At 69.3% G+C, this 21,548-nt stretch carries 22 protein-coding genes; 19 read left to right on the top strand and 3 right to left on the bottom strand.

The features are described from left to right. Nucleotides 1–38 precede the first annotated feature (38 nt). The 6 genes from lysA (at nt 39) to prfA (ending at nt 8,093) form a co-directional block, all read left to right on the top strand. Nucleotides 39–1,463, top strand: a complete 1,425-nt coding sequence (lysA, locus tag ABCU91_RS12940; protein WP_413353997.1) for a diaminopimelate decarboxylase — start codon at nt 39–41, stop codon at nt 1,461–1,463. Further along, entirely contained in the window at nt 1,460–2,797 is a 1,338-nt protein-coding gene (locus tag ABCU91_RS12935) for a homoserine dehydrogenase (protein WP_406923692.1), read from the top strand. The genes lysA and ABCU91_RS12935 overlap by 4 nt, the downstream gene beginning before the upstream one ends. Nucleotide 2,798: 1 nt before the next feature. Then, complete coding sequence (gene thrC / locus ABCU91_RS12930; protein WP_406923693.1) at nt 2,799–3,881, top strand: threonine synthase; 1,083 nt, start codon at nt 2,799–2,801, stop codon at nt 3,879–3,881. After that, on the top strand, nt 3,878–4,810 hold the full coding sequence (gene thrB, locus ABCU91_RS12925) for a homoserine kinase (RefSeq protein ID WP_406923694.1): 933 nt from the start codon (nt 3,878–3,880) through the stop codon (nt 4,808–4,810). Before thrC ends, thrB begins: the two co-directional genes overlap by 4 nt. 162 nt (nt 4,811–4,972) lie before the next feature. Beyond that, on the top strand, nt 4,973–7,003 hold the full coding sequence (gene rho, locus ABCU91_RS12920) for a transcription termination factor Rho (RefSeq protein WP_413353996.1): 2,031 nt from the start codon (nt 4,973–4,975) through the stop codon (nt 7,001–7,003). Between the two features lie 10 nt (nt 7,004–7,013). Then, nucleotides 7,014–8,093 carry a peptide chain release factor 1 gene (gene prfA / locus ABCU91_RS12915; RefSeq protein ID WP_413353995.1) on the top strand — a complete coding sequence of 360 codons (1,080 nt, stop codon included), beginning with the start codon at nt 7,014–7,016 and terminating at the stop codon, nt 8,091–8,093. Between the two features lie 6 nt (nt 8,094–8,099). On the opposite strand, the gene epsC is transcribed toward prfA, so the two are convergent. Both epsC and cysK read right to left on the bottom strand, forming a co-directional pair. Then, nucleotides 8,100–8,705 carry a serine O-acetyltransferase EpsC gene (gene epsC / locus ABCU91_RS12910; protein ID WP_133400096.1) on the bottom strand — a complete coding sequence of 202 codons (606 nt, stop codon included), beginning with the start codon at nt 8,703–8,705 and terminating at the stop codon, nt 8,100–8,102. 29 nt (nt 8,706–8,734) lie between these two features. After that, on the bottom strand, nt 8,735–9,670 hold the full coding sequence (cysK, locus tag ABCU91_RS12905; RefSeq protein ID WP_091355580.1) for a cysteine synthase A: 936 nt from the start codon (nt 9,668–9,670) through the stop codon (nt 8,735–8,737). Nucleotides 9,671–9,800: 130 nt separating this feature from the next. Here cysK and prmC point away from each other — a divergent pair, with 130 nt between their 5' ends. From prmC to ABCU91_RS12840, 13 genes are all read left to right on the top strand, one after another. Further along, nucleotides 9,801–10,691 (top strand): peptide chain release factor N(5)-glutamine methyltransferase, encoded by an 891-nt coding sequence (gene prmC / locus ABCU91_RS12900; protein WP_413353993.1) that lies wholly within the window; start codon nt 9,801–9,803, stop codon nt 10,689–10,691. Between the two features lie 81 nt (nt 10,692–10,772). Further along, the gene (locus tag ABCU91_RS12895; RefSeq protein ID WP_413353992.1) at nt 10,773–11,468 is read left to right on the top strand and encodes an L-threonylcarbamoyladenylate synthase; all 696 of its coding nucleotides are present in this window, start codon (nt 10,773–10,775) and stop codon (nt 11,466–11,468) included. Next, a complete protein-coding gene (locus tag ABCU91_RS12890) occupies nt 11,465–12,625 on the top strand; it encodes an MraY family glycosyltransferase (protein ID WP_413353991.1) in 1,161 nt (386 codons plus the stop codon). Before ABCU91_RS12895 ends, ABCU91_RS12890 begins: the two co-directional genes overlap by 4 nt. Beyond that, nucleotides 12,622–13,116 (top strand): hypothetical protein, encoded by a 495-nt coding sequence (locus tag ABCU91_RS12885; RefSeq protein WP_413353990.1) that lies wholly within the window; start codon nt 12,622–12,624, stop codon nt 13,114–13,116. Before ABCU91_RS12890 ends, ABCU91_RS12885 begins: the two co-directional genes overlap by 4 nt. Nucleotides 13,117–13,246: 130 nt before the next feature. After that, nucleotides 13,247–14,038 (top strand): F0F1 ATP synthase subunit A, encoded by a 792-nt coding sequence (gene atpB / locus ABCU91_RS12880; RefSeq protein ID WP_406924546.1) that lies wholly within the window; start codon nt 13,247–13,249, stop codon nt 14,036–14,038. 46 nt (nt 14,039–14,084) lie between these two features. Next, complete coding sequence (atpE, locus tag ABCU91_RS12875) at nt 14,085–14,330, top strand: F0F1 ATP synthase subunit C (protein ID WP_036312539.1); 246 nt, start codon at nt 14,085–14,087, stop codon at nt 14,328–14,330. A gap of 31 nt (nt 14,331–14,361) precedes the next feature. Then, on the top strand, nt 14,362–14,913 hold the full coding sequence (locus tag ABCU91_RS12870) for a F0F1 ATP synthase subunit B (RefSeq protein WP_413353989.1): 552 nt from the start codon (nt 14,362–14,364) through the stop codon (nt 14,911–14,913). Then, nucleotides 14,913–15,701: a F0F1 ATP synthase subunit delta gene (locus ABCU91_RS12865; protein WP_413353988.1), complete on the top strand. Its 789-nt coding sequence runs from the start codon at nt 14,913–14,915 to the stop codon at nt 15,699–15,701. The genes ABCU91_RS12870 and ABCU91_RS12865 overlap by 1 nt, the downstream gene beginning before the upstream one ends. 74 nt (nt 15,702–15,775) lie before the next feature. Further along, nucleotides 15,776–17,416, top strand: coding sequence for a F0F1 ATP synthase subunit alpha (gene atpA, locus ABCU91_RS12860; RefSeq protein ID WP_406923702.1), 1,641 nt, complete (start codon nt 15,776–15,778; stop codon nt 17,414–17,416). Nucleotides 17,417–17,439: 23 nt separating this feature from the next. Next, nucleotides 17,440–18,336, top strand: coding sequence for a F0F1 ATP synthase subunit gamma (locus ABCU91_RS12855; RefSeq protein ID WP_406923703.1), 897 nt, complete (start codon nt 17,440–17,442; stop codon nt 18,334–18,336). 22 nt (nt 18,337–18,358) lie between these two features. Continuing rightward, nucleotides 18,359–19,807, top strand: coding sequence for a F0F1 ATP synthase subunit beta (gene atpD / locus ABCU91_RS12850; RefSeq protein WP_406923704.1), 1,449 nt, complete (start codon nt 18,359–18,361; stop codon nt 19,805–19,807). 1 nt (nt 19,808) lies between these two features. After that, nucleotides 19,809–20,069 (top strand): F0F1 ATP synthase subunit epsilon, encoded by a 261-nt coding sequence (locus ABCU91_RS12845; RefSeq protein WP_018188622.1) that lies wholly within the window; start codon nt 19,809–19,811, stop codon nt 20,067–20,069. Nucleotides 20,070–20,135: 66 nt separating this feature from the next. Further along, a complete protein-coding gene (locus ABCU91_RS12840; protein ID WP_413353987.1) occupies nt 20,136–20,900 on the top strand; it encodes a YaaA family protein in 765 nt (254 codons plus the stop codon). Here ABCU91_RS12840 and ABCU91_RS12835 read toward each other — a convergent pair. Beyond that, nucleotides 20,890–21,453, bottom strand: a complete 564-nt coding sequence (locus tag ABCU91_RS12835) for a DUF4870 domain-containing protein (protein WP_413353986.1) — start codon at nt 21,451–21,453, stop codon at nt 20,890–20,892. The two genes, ABCU91_RS12840 and ABCU91_RS12835, sit on opposite strands and share 11 nt — an antisense overlap. Nucleotides 21,454–21,548: the final 95 nt, after the last annotated feature.

Below are 21,548 nucleotides of genomic sequence, written 5' to 3'. Positions count from 1 at the left end.
CCCGACGTACCCGTTCCCACCCCGATTGGTGCCCCTGCGTGTCCACCACCTCCGACCGTCCCCCCGTGCCCGGCTGGCTGACTCAGCCGCATGATGCGAACGCGCTCGTCGAGGCCGTGTGGCCCGAGGGAGCCGCGCGCGACGACGCCGGGGCGATCGTCTTCGGGGGCGTGCCCGCGACGGAGCTCGCCGCGCGCTTCGGCACCCCGCTCTACGTCGTCGACGAGGACCTGATCAGGGCGCGGGCGCGCGAGGTCCTGACGGCGTTCCAGGATGCCGCGGCTCGCTACGGCGGCACGGCTCGGGTCTACTACGCGGGCAAGGCACTTCTCACGACCGACGTCGTGCGCTGGGTGACGGCGGAAGGCCTCGGCGTGGACGTCGCCAGCGGCGGCGAACTCGCTGTGGCTCTCGCCGCAGGCGCGGATCCGGCGCGACTCGGCCTCCACGGCAACAACAAGCTCCTGCCCGAGATCGCCCGTGCCGTGCGCGTCGGGGTCGGCTCGATCGTCATCGACTCGCTCGTCGAGATCGAGCGGATCGCCGCCGAGGCTGCAGGTCGAGGCGTCGTCCAGGGCGTGCTCGTCCGCGTCAACAGCGGCGTCCACGCCGAGACGCACGACTTCCTCGCGACGGCGCACGAGGATCAGAAGTTCGGTTTCACGCTGTCGGATGCCGAGGCTGCGGTCGCCCGCATCCGAGAGCTGCCGTCGCTCCGCTTCGTGGGCCTTCACTGCCACATCGGCTCGCAGATCTTCGGGACCGCCGGTTTCGCCGAGTCCGCCGCTCGCGTCGTCGAACTGCACGCGCGTCTTCTCGCGGGCGGCGACGTCCCGCTCCTGAACCTCGGCGGCGGCTTCGGGATCGCCTACACGTCGAAGGACGACCCGACCCCGATCGCGGAGCTCGCCGACGGCATCGTCGCGGCCGTCGCCCACGAGTGCGAGAGCCGCGGCATTCCCCTTCCCGAGCTCGCCTTCGAGCCGGGACGCACGATCGTCGGACGCGCCGGCGTGACCCTGTACTCGGTCGGCACGGTGAAGCCGGTGCGCGTCTCGGACGACCTCGAGCGGCTGTACGTGAGCGTGGACGGCGGCATGAGCGACAACGCCCGCACGGCTCTGTACGGCGCCGACTACAGCGCGAGGATCGCGAGCCGCCGCAGCGACTCCACACCCGCCCTGACACGCGTCGTGGGTCGCCACTGCGAAGCCGGCGACATCGTGGTGTCGGACGAGTACCTGCCCGGGGACGTCCAGCCCGGCGACCTCGTGGCCGTCGCGGCGACGGGTGCCTACTGCTTCTCGCTCGCGAGCAACTACAACTACCTGACCCGTCCGCCGGTCGTCGCCGTGAGCGCCCGCTCCGCCCGGCTGATCGTCCGCGGCGAGGACGAGAACGACCTGCTGGCGCGCGACCTCGGCGTCGCACCGGCATCCCGCACCTCCGAGGAGTCCGCATGATCGAACCCCGCCGTCTGCGCGTCGCGCTGTTGGGAGCCGGCGCCGTCGGATCCCAGGTCGCCCGCCTCCTGCTGACGCACGCCGACGAGCTCGCCGACCGTGCCGGTGCACCGCTCGACCTCGTGGGGATCGCCGTCCGCGACGTGGACGCCCCGCGCGAGACCGATCTGCCCCGCGACCTGTTCACGACGGACGCCGACACGCTCATCGCCGGCGCCGACATCGTCATCGAGGTCACCGGCGGGCTCGAGCCCGCGCGCACCCGCATCCTCCACGCGCTCTCGTCGGGCGCCGACGTCGTCACGGCGAACAAGGCGCTCCTCGCGACCCACGGCAGCGAGATCTTCGACGCCGCCGACCAGGTCGGCGCCACCGTCGCGTACGAGGCCGCCGTCGCCGGCGCGATCCCGATCATCCGGCCCCTGCGCGACTCGCTCGCCGGTGACCGCGTGCGACGGATCATGGGCATCGTCAACGGAACGACGAACTACATCCTCGACCGCATGGACCGCGAAGGTCTCGGCTTCGACGAGGTGCTCGCCGAGGCGCAGCGGCTCGGCTACGCCGAGGCGGACCCGACGGCGGATGTCGAGGCGTACGACGCCGCGCAGAAGGCGGCGATCCTCGCGAGCCTCGCCTTCCACACGACCGTGCCGCTCGACGCCGTGCACCGCGAGGGCATCACGTCGGTGGATGCCGGCGTCATCGAGGCCGCCCGCAAGGCCGGCTACGTCGTCAAGCTCCTGGCCGTCTGCGAACGGCTCGTCGACCAGCCCGACGCCGCGCCGCACGGCGAAGCGATCTCGGTTCGCGTGTACCCGGCCCTCGTTCCCCGCGAGCACCCCCTCGCCTCGGTCCACGGCGCGAACAACGCCGTCTTCGTCGAGGCCGAAGCCGCCGGCGACCTCATGTTCTACGGCGCGGGTGCCGGGGGAGTGCAGACCGCGTCCGCCGTCCTCGGCGATGTCGTCTCGGCCGCCCGGCGTCACGTTGCAGGCGGACCGGGTGTCGGGGAGTCGACGCGCGGAGGGCTGCCGATCGTCCCGATCGGCCGCATCCGGACGAGCTGCCAGATCACGCTCGAAGTCGATGACCGGCCGGGCGTTCTCGCCACCGTCGCCGGCATCCTCAGCGACGGGAACGTGTCGATCGCGACCGTCGAACAGACCACCTCGGGCGGCGCCGTCGCCGAGGAGAGCGGGGATGCCGTCGCGCACCTCGTCATCGGAACCCACACGGCCCGGGAGCAGGACCTGGCCGACACCGTCGAGCGCCTCGCTGCCACCAGCGCGGTGCGTCGGGTGGTCTCGGTCCTGCGGGTAGAAGGAGACTGACATGGCACACGTCTGGCGCGGAGTCCTCCGCGAGTACGCCGATCGACTGGGCGTCACCGACGCCTCGACCGTCGTGACGCTCGGGGAGGGCGGCACCCCGCTCATCCCGGCGGCATCGCTCTCGCGCATCACGGGTGCCGATGTCTACATCAAGTTCGAGGGCATGAACCCGACCGGCTCATTCAAGGACCGCGGCATGACCGTCGCGCTGTCCCGCGCCGTCGAGCACGGGGCCGAGGCCGTCATCTGCGCCTCGACCGGCAACACCTCGGCATCCGCCGCCGCCTACGCGGCGCACGCCGGCATCACGGCGGCCGTCCTCGTCCCCGAGGGCAAGATCGCGATGGGCAAGCTCAGCCAGGCCGTCGCCCATGGCGGCAAGCTCATCCAGATCCGCGGCAACTTCGACGACTGTCTCGAGATCGCCCGCGAGCTCGCCGGCGGTTACAAGGTGCACCTCGTCAACTCGGTCAACCCCGACCGCATCGAGGGTCAGAAGACGGCGGCCTATGAGGTCGTCAGCCAGCTCGGCGACGCTCCCGACTTCCACTTCATCCCCGTCGGCAACGCCGGCAACTACACCGCCTACTCGCGCGGCTACCGCGAAGAGGCCGAGCGCGGCGTCGCGACGCGCGTGCCCCGGATGTTCGGCTTCCAGGCCGAGGGCTCCGCGCCGCTCGTGCGCGGCGAGGTCGTCAAGAACCCCGAGACGATCGCCTCCGCCATCCGCATCGGCAACCCCGCCTCGTGGGACCTCGCCCTCGAGGCCCGCGCGGCGACCGACGGCTGGTTCGGCGCGATCGACGACGAGCGCATCCTCGCCGCGCAGAAGCTCCTCGCCGGCACCGTCGGCGTCTTCGTCGAGCCGGCGTCGGCCATCAGCGTGGCCGGTCTGCTCGACCGCGCCGAGGCCGGGGTCATCCCGAAGGGCGCGAAGGTCGTGCTGACGGTCACCGGCCACGGCCTGAAGGACCCGCAGTGGGCGCTCCGCAACCCCGACGGCTCGCAGGTCGAGCCGCTCGTCGTGGACGCGGCGACCAGCGAGGTGGCCTCCGCGCTCGACCTCACCCGCGTGGCGGGATGACGCTCGCGGGGCGCTCCGTCGCCGTTCGCGTCCCGGCGACGAGCGCCAACCTCGGCCCCGGCTTCGACACGCTCGGTCTCGCCCTGAGCGTCCACGACGAGCTCGTCGTGACGGCGCTGGACGAACCCGGCCTCGAGATCGAGGTCTCCGGGGAGGGGGCCGTCGACGTACCGACGGATGCCTCGCACCTCGTGATCCGCTCGATGGCATATGCGTTCGAGGCGGCCGGCCGGCCGATGCCCGGCATCCGTCTGCGCGCGCACAACGTCATCCCGCACGGCCGGGGGATGGGATCGTCCGGAGCCGCCGTCGTCGCGGGGCTGCTGGCGGCGCAGGGGCTGCTCGAGGGAGACGTCACCCTCGGCCCGGAGACGCTGCTGCGCCTGGCGACCGAGATCGAGGGGCACCCCGACAACGTGGCGCCTGCGCTGTTCGGCGGCCTCACGATCGCGTGGATGGACGAGTCTGCGCCGCAGCACAAGAAGCTCGCCGTCCACCGCGGAGTGTCGCCGCTCGTCTTCGTCCCCGAGTTCACGATGTCGACCTCGGTCGCTCGCGGTCTCGCGCCGCTCCACGTCACGCGCGAGGACGCCGTCTTCAACGTGTCGCGATCGGCCCTGCTCATCGCAGCGCTGACACAGAGCCCCGAACTGCTGATGGCGGCGACCGAGGACAAGCTCCACCAGTCCTACCGCGCTCAGGCCATGCCGGCGACCGACGCCCTCGTCCGAGGGCTGCGATCCGCCGGGTTCGCCGCCGTCGTCTCGGGTGCAGGACCCAGCGTCCTCGTCCTCGCCGACGGACCGGGCCGCCGTCTCGAGGCGGTCGAGTATGCCGCAACGTCGACGGACACGCCATGGAAACCTCTTCTGCTGGCCGTCGATGTGCGGGGTGGTACAGTGAGGGACCATACGGAGGATGCCACGTAATCACGTGAATCTGCCCTCCACCGCAATCTGCGAACCACCGCTCACCCCTCCTGACGGGCCTGCGCAACTCTGAGCCTGCGCGTACACCCCGCTGAGGAATCGGATCCGTCGTGGACGGAACCACCTGCGGTTATGACTTTCCACATCTGAAAGGGAGAACTCGTGGAGTCCATCTCCGAGATCCAGACCGGCGACGACGTCGCCACCGGCGGCGCCGCTGCCGACGAGACCACCACGGCCGCCGCGCAGGACGCGACGACGGATGCCGCTGCAGAGACCGTCGTCGATGCGGCGCCCGCCGCCGACGAGGCCGCGCCCGCCGCCGATGAGGTGACCGAGTCGTCCGCCGACGAGGCCGCCGCACCCGCCGCCGAGCCCGTCCGGGCGAAGCGTCCGGCCCGCCGGACGTCCGCGAAGAAGGCCGCTGCTGCTGCCGAGCCCGCCGCCGAAGAGCCCGTCGCCGAGGATGCCGCACCGGCAGCCGAGGCAGTCACCGACGAGGCATCCGCCGACGAGAAGCCGGCCAAGGCGCCGCGCAAGCGTGCGCCGCGCCGCGCCAAGAGCGGCGACACCCCCGCCGCCGAGGCCGCGCCCGCCGCCGACGCGGAGCCGACCGAGACCGCCGCTGACGCCGCACCCGCGGACGCTCCGGCAACCGGGACCAGCTCCGCACCGGCCGCAGTCGAGGCGCCCGCCGAGCAGGCATCCGACGACGCGAACGCTTCGGCAGCGAGCGACGCGAACGCCGCGGCATCCGGCGACGACTCCGAGGGCTCGAGCGAGGGGACCGGACGCAGCCGTTCGCGCAGCCGCAGCCGGAGCCGCAACCGCAACAAGGGCGAGAACGCGCAGAACGGCCAGAACGGCAACCAGGGCGGCCAGAACGCCCAGAACGCCCCCGCCGACAAGCCCGCCGCCGAGTCCGCGTCGGACGACGAGCAGGGTCAGGGCCGCGGCCGCCAGCGCAACAAGCGCCGCGGACAGAGCGCCGGTGACGAGTTCGACACCGAGATCGGCGAGGACGACGTCCTCATCCCGATCGCCGGCATCCTCGACGTGCTCGACAACTACGCCTTCGTGCGCACCACCGGATACCTCCCCGGGCAGAGCGACGTCTACGTCTCGCTCGGTCAGGTCAAGAAGTACAACCTGCGCAAGGGCGACGCGGTCGTCGGCGCGATCAAGCAGCCCCGCGAGGGCGAGCAGTCGAGCCGCCAGAAGTACAACGCGCTCGTCAAGGTCGACGCCGTCAACGGTCTCTCGGTCGACGATGCCGCGACGCGTGTCGAGTTCGGCAAGCTGACGCCCCTCTACCCGCAGGAGCGCCTGCGCCTCGAAACGGCCCCCGAGAAGCTCACGCAGCGCATCATCGACCTCGTCGCTCCCATCGGCAAGGGCCAGCGCGGCCTGATCGTCGCGCCGCCCAAGGCCGGCAAGACGATCGTCCTGCAGCAGATCGCGAACGCGATCGCGACGAACAACCCCGAGGTCCACCTCATGGTCGTCCTCGTCGACGAGCGTCCCGAAGAGGTCACCGACATGCAGCGGACGGTCAAGGGCGAGGTCATCGCCTCGACGTTCGACCGCCCCGCCGAGGACCACACGACGGTCGCCGAGCTCGCCATCGAGCGCGCCAAGCGCCTCGTCGAGCTCGGTCGCGACGTCGTGGTCCTGCTGGACTCGATCACCCGTCTCGGCCGCGCCTACAACATCTCGGCGCCGACCTCGGGGCGCGTCCTCACCGGTGGTGTCGACGCCTCGGCGCTCTACCCGCCCAAGCGCTTCTTCGGCGCGGCGCGCAACATCGAGAACGGCGGATCGCTCACGATCCTCGCCACGGCGCTCGTCGAGACCGGCTCCAAGATGGACGACGTCATCTTCGAGGAGTTCAAGGGCACCGGCAACAGCGAGCTGCGCCTGTCTCGTCAGCTCGCCGACAAGCGGATCTTCCCCGCCGTCGACGTCAACGCGTCGAGCACCCGTCGCGAGGAGATGCTCCTCTCGGCCGACGAGGTCAAGATCACGTGGAAGCTGCGTCGCGCCCTCGCCGGGCTCGACCAGCAGCAGGCCCTCGAGGTCGTCCTCGGCAAGCTGAAGGAGACGACGTCGAACGTCGAGTTCCTCGTGCAGATGCAGAAGTCGATGCCGGCCCCCGCCGCCGGCGGCCACGCGCACGAGAACAGCATCCGCTGAGCCTCGAGCCGTGTTCGAATCCGTCCAGACGCTGATCGACGAGCACCGCGCGGTCCAGGAGGAACTCTCCGACCCCGCGGTGCACGCCGACGCGTCACGCGCCAAGCGCGTCAACCGGCGGTACGCCGAGCTCTCGCGCATCGTCGCCGCGTATGACGCGTGGCGCGGTGCGGAGGACGACCTCGCTGCGGCGCGGGAGCTCGTGAAGGAGGACGACGCCTTCGCCGAGGAGGTTCCGGCGCTCGAGCAGCGTCTGGCCGATGCGCAGGAGAAGCTCCGACGCCTCCTCATCCCGCGCGACCCAGACGACGCGCGCGACGTGATCCTCGAGATCAAGGCAGGCGAGGGCGGGGCCGAGTCGGCGCTGTTCGCCGCCGACCTGCTGCGCATGTACCTGCAGTACGCGGCATCCCGCGGCTGGAAGACCGAGCTCCTCGAGCGCAACGAATCGGACCTCGGCGGGTACAAGGACGTCCAGATCGCGATCAAGGGCGCCTCGAGCGACCCGGCGCAGGGCGTCTGGGCTCACCTGAAGTACGAGGGCGGTGTGCACCGCGTGCAGCGCGTGCCCGCGACCGAGTCGCAGGGGCGCATCCACACCTCGACGACCGGCGTTCTCGTCTTCCCCGAGGTCGACGAGCCCGAAGAAGTGCAGATCGATCCGAACGACCTCAAAATCGACGTCTTCCGCTCGTCCGGACCGGGCGGTCAGTCCGTCAACACGACGGACTCCGCCGTCCGCATCACGCACGTGCCGACCGGCATCGTCGTCTCGATGCAGAACGAGAAGAGCCAGCTGCAGAACCGCGAGGCCGGCATGCGCGTCCTCCGCGCGCGCCTGCTCGCCAAGCAGCAGGAGGAGCGGGATGCCGCGGCCTCCGACGCGCGCAAGTCGCAGATCCGCGGCATGGACCGCTCCGAACGGATCCGCACCTACAACTTCCCCGAGAACCGCATCGCGGATCACCGGACCGGGTACAAGGCCTACAACCTCGACCAGGTGATGGACGGTGCGCTCGGTCCCCTCATCGATTCCGCGATCGCCGCGGACGAAGAGGCGCAGCTGGCTGCGGTCGGCTCGGAGGCCTGATCCGGGTCAGATGTGATACTCGGGCGCCATGAGGATCGCCCGGGTGTCCTCGCTCGCCGTGCGCCGACGCGCGCGAGCCGGGACGCCCACCAGGACGGAGTCCGCGGGGGCATCCTTCGTCACGACGGCGTTCGCTCCGATCACGGAGTGCGCACCGATCACGACGGGGCCGAGGATCTTCGCACCCGCGCCGACGGCCACGCCGTCCTCGAGGGTGGGATGCCGCTTGCCGCCGTCCCGCGTGCGGCCGCCCAGCGTCACCCCGTGGTACAGCATGACGTCGTCGCCGACCTCGGCGGTCTCGCCGATGACGACGCCCATGCCGTGGTCGATGAAGAACCGGCGCCCGATGCGTGCCCCCGGGTGGATCTCGATGCCGGTCAGCCAACGGGTCACCTGAGAGATCGCCCGCGCGGGGAACCTTCTGCCGCGGCGCCACAGCGCGTGCGCCACCCGGTGGCTCCACACGGCGTGGAGCCCCGGGTACAGCAGAGCGATCTCGACGCCGCCGCGCGCCGCGGGATCGCGCAGCTTCGCGGCGGCGACGTCCTCACGGATCGACCGTGCGGCGGCGGCGAGGCCGCGGACGAGGGAGGAGGCGATGCCGGGCACGGCGGACCTTTCGGGTGTCGGCGTGCGGGTCAGTCGCGGAACTCCTCGAACAGCGCCGTCGACAGGTACCGCTCGCCGAACGAGGGGATGATGACCACGATGTTCTTGCCTTCGGCTTCGGGGCGCGCGGCGACCTGCAGCGCCGCCCAGACGGCCGCACCGGACGAGATGCCGACGAGGATGCCTTCGCTGGTCGCGACCTTCTTGGCGGTCTCGATGGCGTCGTCGAAAGTCACGTCCTGGACCTCGTCGATGACGCCCTGGTCGAGGATCGGGGGGATGAAGTTCGGGCCGATGCCCTGGATCTTGTGGGGTCCCGGCTTCCCCTCGGTCAGCAGCGGCGAGTCCTTGGGCTCGACGGCGACGACCTTCGCGGACGGCACGCGCTCCTTGAGGACCTGGCCGACACCCGTGATGGTGCCGCCGGTGCCGATGCCCGCGACGAAGTAGTCGACGGCGCCGTCGGTGTCGCGCAGGATCTCCTCGGCGGTGGTCTTCCGGTGGATCTCGACGTTGGCCTGGTTGGCGAACTGCTTCGCGAGCACGGCGCCGGGCGTCTCCGCGGCGATGCGCTCCGCCTCGCCGACGGCGCCCTTCATACCGAGTGAGGGGTCGGTCAGGACGAGCTCGGCGCCGTAGGCGCGCAGCAGCATGCGGCGCTCGGTGGACATGGACGACGGCATCGTCAGGATGACCTTGTAGCCCCGCGCGGCGCCGACCATCGCGAGAGCGATGCCCGTGTTGCCGCTCGTGCCCTCGACGATCGTCCCGCCGGGCTTCAGCTCGCCCGAGGCTTCGGCGGCGTCGACGATGGCGATGCCGAGGCGGTCCTTGACCGAGGATGCCGGGTTGTAGAACTCGAGCTTGGCGAGGATCGTCCCGGGCAGGCCCTCCGATACGCGGTTCAGTCGGACCAGGGGAGTGTTGCCGAATGCGCTGGTGATGTCGGAGTGGATGCCGGTCATGGGATGCCTTCCGTGCGGATGGAATACGTAGGTCGCGGCTGAGGTGCCCGCGATGCGGATTCAGCCTACGGTCCCGCCGCGGGCTGCGGCCCTGTGTGACGATGCCGGGCGCGGTATCCTGGACGCTCCCATGGCAATCTCACGGACTTCCGCCGCGCCCGCGGGCAGCGACCTCGCGCCCCTCGTCCGGGCAGCCGGTCAGCGGCTCGCCGACGCCGGTGTCCCCTCGGCTGATGTCGACGCCGAGCTCCTCGCCGCTCATGTCCTGGGGATCGGCCGCGGTGAGCTCGCCGCCGCGATGCTGCGGGGGGACCGGATGCCGGACCCCGAGGCGACACGGTTCGCCGAACTCGTCGCGCGCCGAGCCGCCCGCGAGCCTCTTCAGCACCTGACGGGCCGCGCGCCGTTCCGGCACCTCGAACTCCGCGTCGGGCCGGGAGTGTTCGTCCCGCGGCCGGAGACCGAGATGGTCGCGCAGCTCGCCATCGACGCGCTCCGCGAGTCGCCAGGCCCGGAACCGGTAGCCGTCGACCTCGGGACGGGGAGCGGCGCCCTCGCGCTCGCCCTCGCGACGGAGGTGCCGCACGCGCGCGTGCACGCCGCCGAGAACTCGGTCGACGCGTTCATCTGGGCCAAGGAGAACTTCGCCGAGCACGCCCCGCACGCGCGTCTCGCCTTCATCGACCTCGCCGACGCGTTCCCCGAACTCGACGGCACGGTTTCGGTCGTCGTCTCCAACCCGCCCTACGTTCCCGACGACGCCATCCCGCGCGACCCCGAGGTGCGCCATTGGGATCCGCCCGCTGCGCTGTACGGCGGGCCCGACGGCCTCGACGTCGTCCGTGTCCTCTCGGGCGTCGCCCTGCGCCTGCTCCACCCCGGTGGGACGCTCGTCATCGAACACGGCGAGTGGCAGGGCGCCGGCATCCGTCAGCTCCTCACCGCGGACGGCTGGCGCGGCGCCGCCACGCACCCCGACCTCACCCGGCGCGATCGCGCGACGACCGCCCTCCGCCCCTGAATCGACCCCTGACCCGTCCGACGGTCCGCCCCGCCCTTTCGCAGGCGCGGCGAGGCCCTCTCCTCGTAGAATGCTGCGGATATGTCTCCCGTCCTCGACTGTCGTGACGCCGACCAGTTGCTGCCTGCTCTCCGTCAGGCGCGCCAAGCCATCGGCCGCGGCGAACTCATCGTGATGCCGACCGACACCGTGTACGGCATCGCCGCCGACGCCTTCAACGCCTCGGCCGTCGCACGTCTGCTCGCGGCGAAAGGGCGCGGACGCCAGTCGCCCCCGCCGGTCCTCGTCTCCGGCCCCGACACGATGCGCGCGCTCGTCGCCGAGGTGCCCGAGGCCGTAGAGCGCCTCGTCGAGCGATTCTGGCCCGGCGGGCTGACCATCGTGCTGCCCGCGCAACCGTCGCTGCGCTGGGACCTCGGCGAGACGCGGGGCACCGTCGCGGTGCGCATGCCGGACGACAGGTTCGCCCTCGAACTCCTCGAGGAGACCGGCCCGCTGGCCGTCTCGAGCGCCAACCTGACGGGCAAGCCCGCGGCGATCGAGATCGAGGGTGCGATCTCGATGCTCCGTGACAGCGTGTCTGTCTACCTCGACGGCGGCCTCGTCCCGACCGGCGTCGCCTCGACGATCATCGATGCGACCGGCCTCGTCGGTCGCGATCAGCGCCCGGTCGCCGTTCTGCGCGAGGGGGCCGTCTCACGCGCCGAGCTCCGCGACGTGCTGGGCGACCTGCTCGAACCCGACCCGGTCGACCCCGACGAATCCGACGCCGCGTGAGGGATTACCTGTTCGCGTTCGTCATCACCGGCGGCCTCACGTTCGTCTTCTCGTGGGTCGTCTGGCGCGTGGCGATGAAGTTCGGGCTCCACCCGGCGATCCGCGAACGGGACGTCCACAAGAACCCCACCCCGCGCCTCGGCGGCGTCGCGATGTTCATCGGGATGCTGGGCTTCTTCGTCCTCTCCTCTCAGCTGCCGGCGTTCGCGATCGTCTGGCAGGAACCGTCGATGGTGTGGTCCCTCCTCGGGGCGGCCGCGCTCATGGTGGTGGTCGGGGTCGCCGACGACCTCTTCGACCTCGACTGGATGATCAAGCTCGGCGCCCAGTTCGTCGCCGCCTGGATCGTCGTCTTCCTCGGCGGCATCCAGATCTTCTACCTTCCCTTCGGACAGCAGGTCGTCGTGTCCAGCTGGGTGAGCATCGCCCTGTCGATCCTCCTCATCGTGATCGTCATGAACGCGGTCAACTTCATCGACGGACTCGACGGTCTCGTCGCCGGCGTCTGCCTCATCGCGAACGCGGTCTTCTTCGCCTACTCGGCGATGCTCGTGCGCGACTTCGACAACAGCGAGCAGAGCAACACCGGGGTCTTCATCGCGATCGTGCTCCTCGGCATGTGCGCGGGCTTCCTGCCGTTCAACTGGAACCCCGCCCGCATGTTCATGGGGGATGCCGGTGCGCTCCTGCTCGGACTGATGATGGCGTCCTCCGCGATCGTCGTCACGGGGAACCTCCCGCCGAACCTCCTGAGCGACAACGACCTCTTCGGGAGGTCGCAGCTCCTCGGCGCGTTCATCCCCGTGATCCTGCCGGTCGTGATCGTCCTGCTCCCGCTTGTCGACTTCGGACTCGCCGTCGTCCGGCGCATGGCCAAAGGCAAATCGCCCTTCTCTCCCGACCGTAAGCACCTCCACCACCGCATGCTCGACATGGGACACACCGACCGGAACGCCGTCTTCGTGTTCTATGCCTGGACGGCTGTCGTCTCCCTCTCGGTCCTCCTCATGTATATCGGCACGACGAAGGGGTGGCCCGGCCGGTACTGGCCGGGAGTCGCCTTCCTCGTCATCGGGTGCATCGCCTGTGTCATCGTCACCCTGCCCCCTGCGCGCCGCCCCCGCATCGTCGCGCCCGAGCCGAAGGCCCTCCCATGAGCGACCTCTCCTCCACGCCCCTGCTCCGCACCGCGCTCGTCTGGTCGGGCATCGTCACCCTCGTCCTCGCCGTCGTCGGCGGGGTCGTCGGCCTGATCGTGGCCGGCACCTCCGGGCTGTGGAGTGCGCTGGTCGCCGTCCTCATGGCCGCGGTGTTCCTCGCCTTCACGATCGTCTCGATCCTGATCGCCAACCGCTTCTACGGCGACCCGCTGTTCGTGCCGATCTTCTTCGGCGCGGTGATGGGCGGATGGATCCTGAAGTTCGTGGTCTTCCTGATCGTCATGTTCCTGCTGCGGGATCAGCCCTGGCTCGCGCCCATGGTGTTCCTGGTCGCCCTCGTGGCGAGCATCGTCGCGTCGCTCATCGTCGACGTGGTCGTCATGATGCGCATGCGGATGACGACGGTCAGCGATGCGACGCTGCCGACCGCCGCCGAGGTCGAGGAGGGCGAACGCCGCCCGGGGGACTCCACCGGCCCGCAGGCCTGATAGGCTTCTTATCGAGCCCGCCTGAACCCCGACGGGAACGTCTGCGGAGTCAGCTCACCGACCATCGTCGCCCGATCCTTAGATCGACGCCCCGAAGCTGGAGCCAGCGCTGTTTACTCAAGCTGCGACCCTGATCGCTACTGCCGCCGAAAAAGCCCCTGACGAGTTCCATGGGCCGTCCATCTCGGAGTTCTTCCCGGAGACGATCTTCCAGATCGGTTTCCTCGAGGTCAACCGGATCCACCTGATCCAGTTCCTGTCGACGATCGCCATCGTTCTCATCTTCTGGCTCGGTACCCGCCGTATGACGGTGGTACCAGGTCGCTTCCAGAGCGTCGTGGAGATGGGCCTGGACTTCGTCCGCGTCAACATCGCCGAAGACCTACTCGGCAAGAAGGACGGCCGCCGGTTCCTGCCGATCCTCACCACGATCTTCTTCATGGTGCTGTTCATGAACATCACCGGAGTCATCCCGGGGCTGAACATCGCCGGAACGTCGATCGTCGCGGTCCCGTTGCTCCTCGCAGTGGTCGCCTACGTGACGTTCATCTACGCAGGCCTCAAGGCGAGCCCGGGGAACTTCTTCCGTAACTCGCTCATGCCCCCCGGCCTGCCGTGGTTCCTCTACATCCTGATCATCCCGCTCGAGTTCCTCTCGACGTTCATCATCCGGCCCGTCACTCTGACGCTGCGACTGCTGATGAACATGATCGTCGGGCACCTCATGCTGGTCCTGTTCTTCGCAGCGACGCAGTTCTTCCTCTTCACCCTGGGCGGCTGGTTCTCGGCGCTCGCAGCCGGAACGCTCGCCTTCGGGTTCGCGTTCACGCTGTTCGAGATCTTCGTCGCCTTCCTCCAGGCATACGTCTTCGCCATCCTCACCGCGGTCTACATCCAGCTCGCGGTGGCAGAAGAGCACTAAGCGGTCCGGCGCACGCCGAGCCATCCAACCGAAAGGAAACACCTCCGTGGACGCAACTACGGTTCTCGCCGCCCTGCACGGCAACATCGCCACCGTCGGCTACGGTCTTGCCGCCATCGGTCCCGCCATCGGCGTGGGCATCGTCGTCGGGAAGACGATCGAGGGCGTCGCCCGTCAGCCCGAGCTGGCCGGCCGTCTCCAGGTCCTGATGTTCATCGGTATCGCCTTCACCGAAGCGCTCGCGTTCATCGGCATCGCGACGTACTTCATCTTCACGAACGTCACTCCGTAATCTCGCTTCGATCGCACTGTAAGGAGACAGGATGCTGAACGCTCTTGTCATTGCTGCCGAAGAAGGCGAGTCGTACAACCCGCTGTTCCCGGCGATCTACGACATCGCCTGGTCCGCGGTCTGCTTCGTCGTCATCCTCTTCGTCTTCTGGAAGGTCGCCCTTCCGAAGATGCAGAACCTGCTCGACCAGCGCGCCGCTGCCATCGAGGGCAACATCGCGAAGGCCGATGAGGCGCAGCGCAAGGCCGAAGCCGCGCTCGAGGAGTACACGGCTCAGCTGGCCGAGGCTCGCAAGGAAGCCGGCGAGATCCGCGAGTCGGCCCGCGAGGACGGCAAGAAGATCGTCGCCGAGGCGAAGGACAACGCATCGGCCGAGGCCGCGCGTCTGACCTCCGCCGCGCACAACCAGATCGAGGCCGAGCGCCAGACGGCGCTCGTCTCGCTGCGGAGCGAAGTGGGCACCCTTGCCCTCGACCTCGCCGGTGGTGTCATCGGCGAGACGCTCTCCGACGACGCCAAGGCCAAGGCCGTGGTCGACCGCTTCCTGGCCGACCTCGAGTCCTCCGAGAAGGCGGCCAAGTAATGGGTAGCGCGACCACTCAGGCCCTAGCGGCGACGACGTCGGCCCTCACGGCCGCGCCGGGCGTCGACCTGGGTGTCGCCCGTGAGCTCTTCGCTGCGGTGCGCACCCTGGCCGGCTCGTCGCAGCTGAGCGGCGCGCTCTCCGATGCGTCGGTGCCCGCCGAGGCTCGACGCGCGCTCGTTTCGCGCGTCTTCGGCGGGTACTCGGCAGCGTCCGTGTCGGTCCTCGACGCGGCTGCCGCCGAGCGATGGTCCTCCGCGGACGACCTGATCTCGGGCGTCGAGGAGGCCGGCATCCGCACCGCCGCCATCGCCGAGCCGCAGGTCGACCTCGAGGCGGAGCTGTTCTCCGTGGCCCGCACGATCGCCGCCAACCCCGAACTCGAGCTCGCGCTGGGCAGCCGTCTCGGTGACGCTTCCGCCAAGGGCGCGCTCATCGAGAACCTGCTGAACGGGCGCGCGGCCGAAGCCACGACGATCGTCGTGTCCTCGCTCGTCCAGGTTCCGCGGGAACGCCGCGTCCGCTCGATGCTCAGCCGTGCGCTGCGCGTCGTCGCAGACCAGCGCGGCCGGGCCGTGGCCACCGTCTTCGCGGCAGCCGACCTGACCGACGAGCAGTCGTCGCGTCTGCGAAGCACGCTCGCAGCCCGGTACGGCACCGAGGTCTCGCTGAACGTCGTCGTCGACCCCGCGGTCGTCGGCGGTGTCCGCATCGAGATCGGCGACGACGTGATCGACGCCACCGTCTCGTCCCGACTGGGCGATCTCCGCCAGCGTCTGGCGGGCTGATTCTTCCCGCTCCACCGAGGAGCGGACCCGGCAGGCCAGGTGCCCGCCACAAGACCTCACTAAGAAGGAAGACCATGGCAGAACTGTCCATCAGCCCCGACGTCATCCGTGACGCGCTGAAAGACTTCGTCGCCGCCTACGAGCCCACCGGGGCAGCGGCGACCGAGGTCGGCACCGTCGTCGACGCCGCGGACGGCATCGCCCACGTCGAGGGCCTGCCCGGCGTGATGGCGAACGAGCTCGTGCGCTTCGAGAACGGCGTCGAGGGACTCGCGCAGAACCTCGACGAGCACGAGATCGGCGTCGTCGTCCTCGGCGACTTCTCCGGCATCGAAGCCGGCCAGAAGGTCACCCGCACCGGCGAGGTCCTCTCGGTCGGTGTCGGCGAAGGTTACCTCGGCCGCGTCGTCGACCCGCTCGGCAACCCCATCGACGGTCTCGGCGAGATCGCCACGACCGGCCGTCGCGCCCTCGAGCTGCAGGCGCCCGGCGTCATGCAGCGCAAGTCGGTCCACGAGCCCATGCAGACCGGCATCAAGGCCATCGACGCGATGATCCCCGTCGGCCGCGGCCAGCGCCAGCTCATCATCGGCGACCGCCAGACCGGTAAGACGGCCATCGCGATCGACACGATCATCAACCAGAAGGCCAACTGGGAGTCGGGCGACGTCACGAAGCAGGTCCGCTGCATCTACGTCGCGATCGGCCAGAAGGGCTCGACCATCGCTTCGGTGAAGGGCGCGCTCGAGGACGCCGGCGCCATGGACTACACGACGATCGTCGCAGCCCCGGCATCCGACCCGGCCGGCTTCAAGTACCTCGCCCCCTACACCGGCTCGGCCATCGGCCAGCATTGGATGTACGAGGGCAAGCACGTCCTGATCATCTTCGACGACCTGTCGAAGCAGGCCGAGGCCTACCGTGCCGTGTCGCTCCTCCTCCGCCGGCCGCCGGGCCGCGAGGCGTACCCCGGTGACGTCTTCTACCTGCACTCGCGCCTGCTCGAGCGTTGCGCGAAGCTGTCCGACGAGCTCGGCGCCGGTTCGATGACGGGTCTTCCCATCATCGAGACCAAGGCCAACGACGTCTCGGCGTACATCCCGACCAACGTGATCTCGATCACCGACGGCCAGATCTTCCTGCAGTCCGACCTCTTCAACGCCAACCAGCGTCCCGCGGTCGACGTGGGTATCTCGGTCTCGCGCGTCGGTGGCGACGCACAGGTCAAGTCGATCAAGAAGGTCTCGGGAACGCTCAAGCTCGAGCTCGCCCAGTACCGCTCGCTCGAGGCCTTCGCGATGTTCGCGTCCGACCTCGACGCCGCATCGCGTCGTCAGCTCGCCCGTGGTGCACGCCTGACGGAGCTCCTGAAGCAGCCGCAGTACTCGCCGTACCCCGTCGAGGAGCAGGTCGTCTCGATCTGGGCCGGCACCAACGGCAAGCTCGACACGATCGAGGTGGAGGACGTCCTCCGCTTCGAGCGCGAGCTGCTCGACCACCTCAAGCGCAACACGTCGATCCTCGACACCCTGCGCGAGTCGAACGTTCTCGACGACAACACCGTCGGTGAGCTCGACAAGGCGGTCGACGCCTTCGTCCTCGAGTTCCAGGGCGGCAAGGGTCAGGCACTCGGCACGCCGGGTCACGAAGAGGTCGCTGCTGCGGACGTCGATGACGTGAACCAGGAGAAGATCGTCAAGGGCCGCCGCGGCTGACGCCGACGGGAGACTCATAACCAATGGGCGCACAACTCAGGGTCTACAAGCAGAAGATCTCTTCTGCTCAGACGACCAAGAAGATCACGAAGGCGATGGAACTCATCGCGGCTTCGCGCATCCAGAAGGCGATGGCACGCGTCCGCGCGTCCAACCCCTTCGCGCGGGCCGTGACGCGTGCCGTCTCCGCCGTGTCGACGCACTCGAACGTGCAGCACCCGCTGACCACCGAGCGCGAGCAGATCCGACGGTCCGCCGTCGTCGTCTTCGGCTCGGACCGAGGCCTGGCCGGCGCGTTCAACTCGCAGGTCATCCGCGAGGCGATGCAGCTCGGCGAGCTGCTGCGCAGTCAGGGCGTCGAACCCGTCTACTACCTCGTGGGTCGGAAGCCCGTCGGCTTCTTCCAGTTCCGTCGCATCGCGACGGCGGGGGAGTGGATCGGTGACACCGACACCCCGGCGTTCTCGACGGCTGAGGAGATCGCGGCGGCGCTGATCGCCGCGTACGAACTCGGCGGCGGTGAGGGCGGCGTCGACGAGATCAACCTCGTCTACAACCGCTTCGTCAGCATGATGACGCAGACGCCCGAGACGACTCGTCTCCTGCCGCTCGAGGTCGTCGAGGCGGAGGACACGGCATCCAGCCAGGTCTACCCGCTCTACGAATTCGAACCGGATGCCGAGACGGTGCTCGACGCGCTTCTCCCGGTGTACGTGCAGAGCCGCGTGTTCAACGCGCTCCTGCAGTCGTCCGCCGCGAAGCAGGCCGCCACGCAGAAGGCGATGAAGTCCGCCAGCGACAACGCCGACAAGCTCATCACCGACTACACCCGCCTGCGCAACAACGCGCGTCAGGCGGAGATCACGCAGCAGATCGCCGAGATCGTCGGCGGCGCCGACGCCCTCGCGTCCGGCAAATAGACCACACGAAAGAAGAGAAGCCATGAGCCTCACCGCTGAGAAGACGGAGACCCCCGTCGTCGGTCGCGTCGCGCGCGTCACCGGCCCGGTCGTCGACATCGAGTTCCCGCACGACTCGATCCCCGAGGTCTACAACGCCCTCAAGACCACCATCACGATCGACGGCGAGTCGGCCGAGATCACGCTCGAGGTCGCGCAGCACCTCGGCGACGACCTCGTCCGTGCCATCTCGCTGAAGCCCACCGACGGCATGGTCCGCGGCCAGGAGGTGCGCGACACCGGCGGCCCCATCACGGTCCCCGTCGGCGACGTCACCAAGGGCAAGGTCTTCAACGTCACGGGCGACGTCCTGAACGCCGCTCCGGGCGAGACCATCGAGGTCACCGAGCGCTGGGGCATCCACCGCCAGGCGCCGAACTTCGACCAGCTCGAGTCCAAGACCGAGATGTTCGAGACCGGTATCAAGAGCATCGACCTCCTGACCCCCTACGTCCAGGGTGGAAAGATCGGTCTGTTCGGTGGTGCCGGTGTCGGCAAGACCGTCCTCATCCAGGAGATGATCCAGCGCGTCGCGCAGGACCACGGTGGTGTGTCGGTGTTCGCCGGTGTCGGTGAGCGCACCCGTGAGGGCAACGACCTCATCGGTGAGATGGAAGAGGCGGGTGTCTTCGACAAGACGGCCCTCGTGTTCGGCCAGATGGACGAGCCGCCGGGGACGCGTCTTCGCGTCGCCCTGTCGGCGCTGACGATGGCGGAGTACTTCCGCGATGTCCAGAAGCAGGACGTCCTCCTGTTCATCGACAACATCTTCCGCTTCACGCAGGCCGGTTCCGAGGTCTCCACGCTGCTGGGCCGCATGCCCTCCGCCGTCGGTTACCAGCCGAACCTCGCCGACGAGATGGGTGTGCTCCAGGAGCGGATCACGTCGACCCGCGGTCACTCGATCACCTCGCTGCAGGCGATCTACGTCCCCGCTGACGACTACACCGACCCGGCTCCGGCGACCACGTTCGCCCACCTCGACGCGACCACCGAGCTCTCGCGTGAGATCGCATCGAAGGGTCTGTACCCCGCGATCGACCCGCTGACCTCGACGAGCCGCATTCTCGACCCGCGCTACATCGGTGAGGACCACTACCGCGTGGCCACCTCGGTGAAGCAGATCCTGCAGAAGAACAAGGAACTGCAGGAGATCATCGCGATCCTCGGTGTCGACGAGCTCTCCGAAGAGGACAAGATCGTCGTGTCGCGCGCACGTCGCATCCAGCAGTTCCTCTCGCAGAACACCTACATGGCCAAGAAGTTCACCGGTGTCGAGGGCTCCACGGTCCCGATCAAGGAGACCATCGAGTCGTTCGACGCGATCGTCAAGGGTGACTTCGACCACGTCGCCGAGCAGGCCTTCTTCAACGTCGGTGGCATTTCCGACGTCGAAGAGAAGTGGGCGCAGATCCAGAAGGAGAACGGCTGACATGGCGCTGACCGTCACCCTCGTCTCCGCTGAGGCGGAGGTCTGGCACGGCGAGGCGAGCCTCGTCGTCGCCAAGACGGTCGAGGGCGAGATCGGCTTCATGGCCGGTCACGAGCCGGTGCTCGCCATCCTCGCCGAGGGACAGGTCCGCATCACGCAGTCCAACGGCGAGAAGATCGTCGCGACCGCGGAGGACGGCTTCCTCTCGATGGAGAACGACGAGCTCACCATCGTGGCCGGGAACGCAGCCCTGCAGTCCTGACATCCCTTTCACGCAGCGCCGCCCGGTCCGCCGGGCGGCGCTGCGCTTTTCCCTGGAGGTCGCGCCGTGCTCATCCTGCTTCCGCCGTCCGAGACGAAGCGCTCGGGCGGCGACGGTCCGCCGTGGCGGGCGGACCCCGTGCGCTTCGGTGGCCTCAGCGCGGAGCGCGAGCGAGTGATCGACGCCCTCGTCGCGCTGAGTGCAGACGAGCACGCCGCGGCCCGCGTGCTGAAACTCTCCGAACGACAGCGGCCCGAGATCGCCGTCAACGCCGCGCTGCGGAGCTCTCCGACCCTTCCTGCGGCCGACCGCTACACCGGGGTCCTGTTCGACGCCCTCGACGCACCGTCACTGGACGCTTCCGCACGACAGTGGCTGGCCTCCCACGTCGCCATCCACTCCGCGCCGTTCGGCATCGTCGGGGCGCTCGACCCGCTGCCCGCCTACCGTCTGGGTGCGGGCATCCGTGTTCCCGGCCTGCCCTCGATGCGATCGCTGTGGGCGGATGCCGTGGGTGCCGCGATCGCCGCGGCATCCCCCTCCTTCGTGCTCGATCTGCGTTCCGAAGCGTATGTGGCCTTGGGGCCGGTGCCGACCGGCATCGCGCAGGCGTACGTCCGCGTGGTCTCGGAGGGTCCCGACGGTGCGGTCCGTGCGCTCAACCACTTCAACAAGCACGCGAAGGGGGAGCTCGTGCGCCGGCTGGCTCTGACCCGGCCGGCCGCGACGGACACCACCGCGCTCATGCGATGGGCGCAGGACGAAGAGATCGTCCTGCGCCCATCGGCGGTCGGCGAGCTGGAACTCGTCGTGCCGTCGATTACGAGATGAGGCGGAGCGTCACGGGGTAGCGATAGCTCCCGCCGGCGTTCACGCGCACTCCTCCCAGGATCGAGAACACGATGTTGACGACCCAGATGGCGAGGGGGAGGAGCCCGATGATCCATCCGATGACCGGGATCCAGCCCAGCACCAGCGCGGCGATGTTGGCGACGATGATCGCGATCGTGAACGTGATCTGCCAGTTGAGGGCTTCCTTGCCCTCGGTGTTCGTGCGCGGCCCCCGGTCCTTGAAGACCAGCCAGATGATCAGCGCCGGCAGGAAGCCGATGATGCCGCCGAAGTGCGCGAAGGACGCCCACTGCTTGTCCTGCTCGGGCGGCAGCGGCGCGCCGGCGGGTGCCTGCGCGTACGGCTGCTGGCCGTAGGGCTGCTGCGGCTGCTGGCCGTAGGGCTGCTGCGGGGGAGGCTGCTGCCCGTACGGCTGCTGCGGAGGAGGCGGGGCGGAGTATCCACCGGGGTTCTGGCCGGTCGGGGGCGTCGGGGCGCCTGCCGGTGGGGGAGACGCGGGGCCGTCGGCCGGCGGCGTGTTCGGGTCTGACATCGATGTGCCCTTCTTTCGGCGACGCCGCTGCGGCGACGTTCAGCGCGTTCGCGCTGGCTCAGCGAAACCGTACTGGGCGTATGGAGTCGATGGCA

This window comes from Microbacterium phoenicis, from assembly GCF_047302325.1.
Lineage (GTDB): Bacteria > Actinomycetota > Actinomycetes > Actinomycetales > Microbacteriaceae > Microbacterium.
Note: the sequence above shows the minus strand (reverse complement) of the source record. Positions and strands in the feature narration are given on the sequence as shown.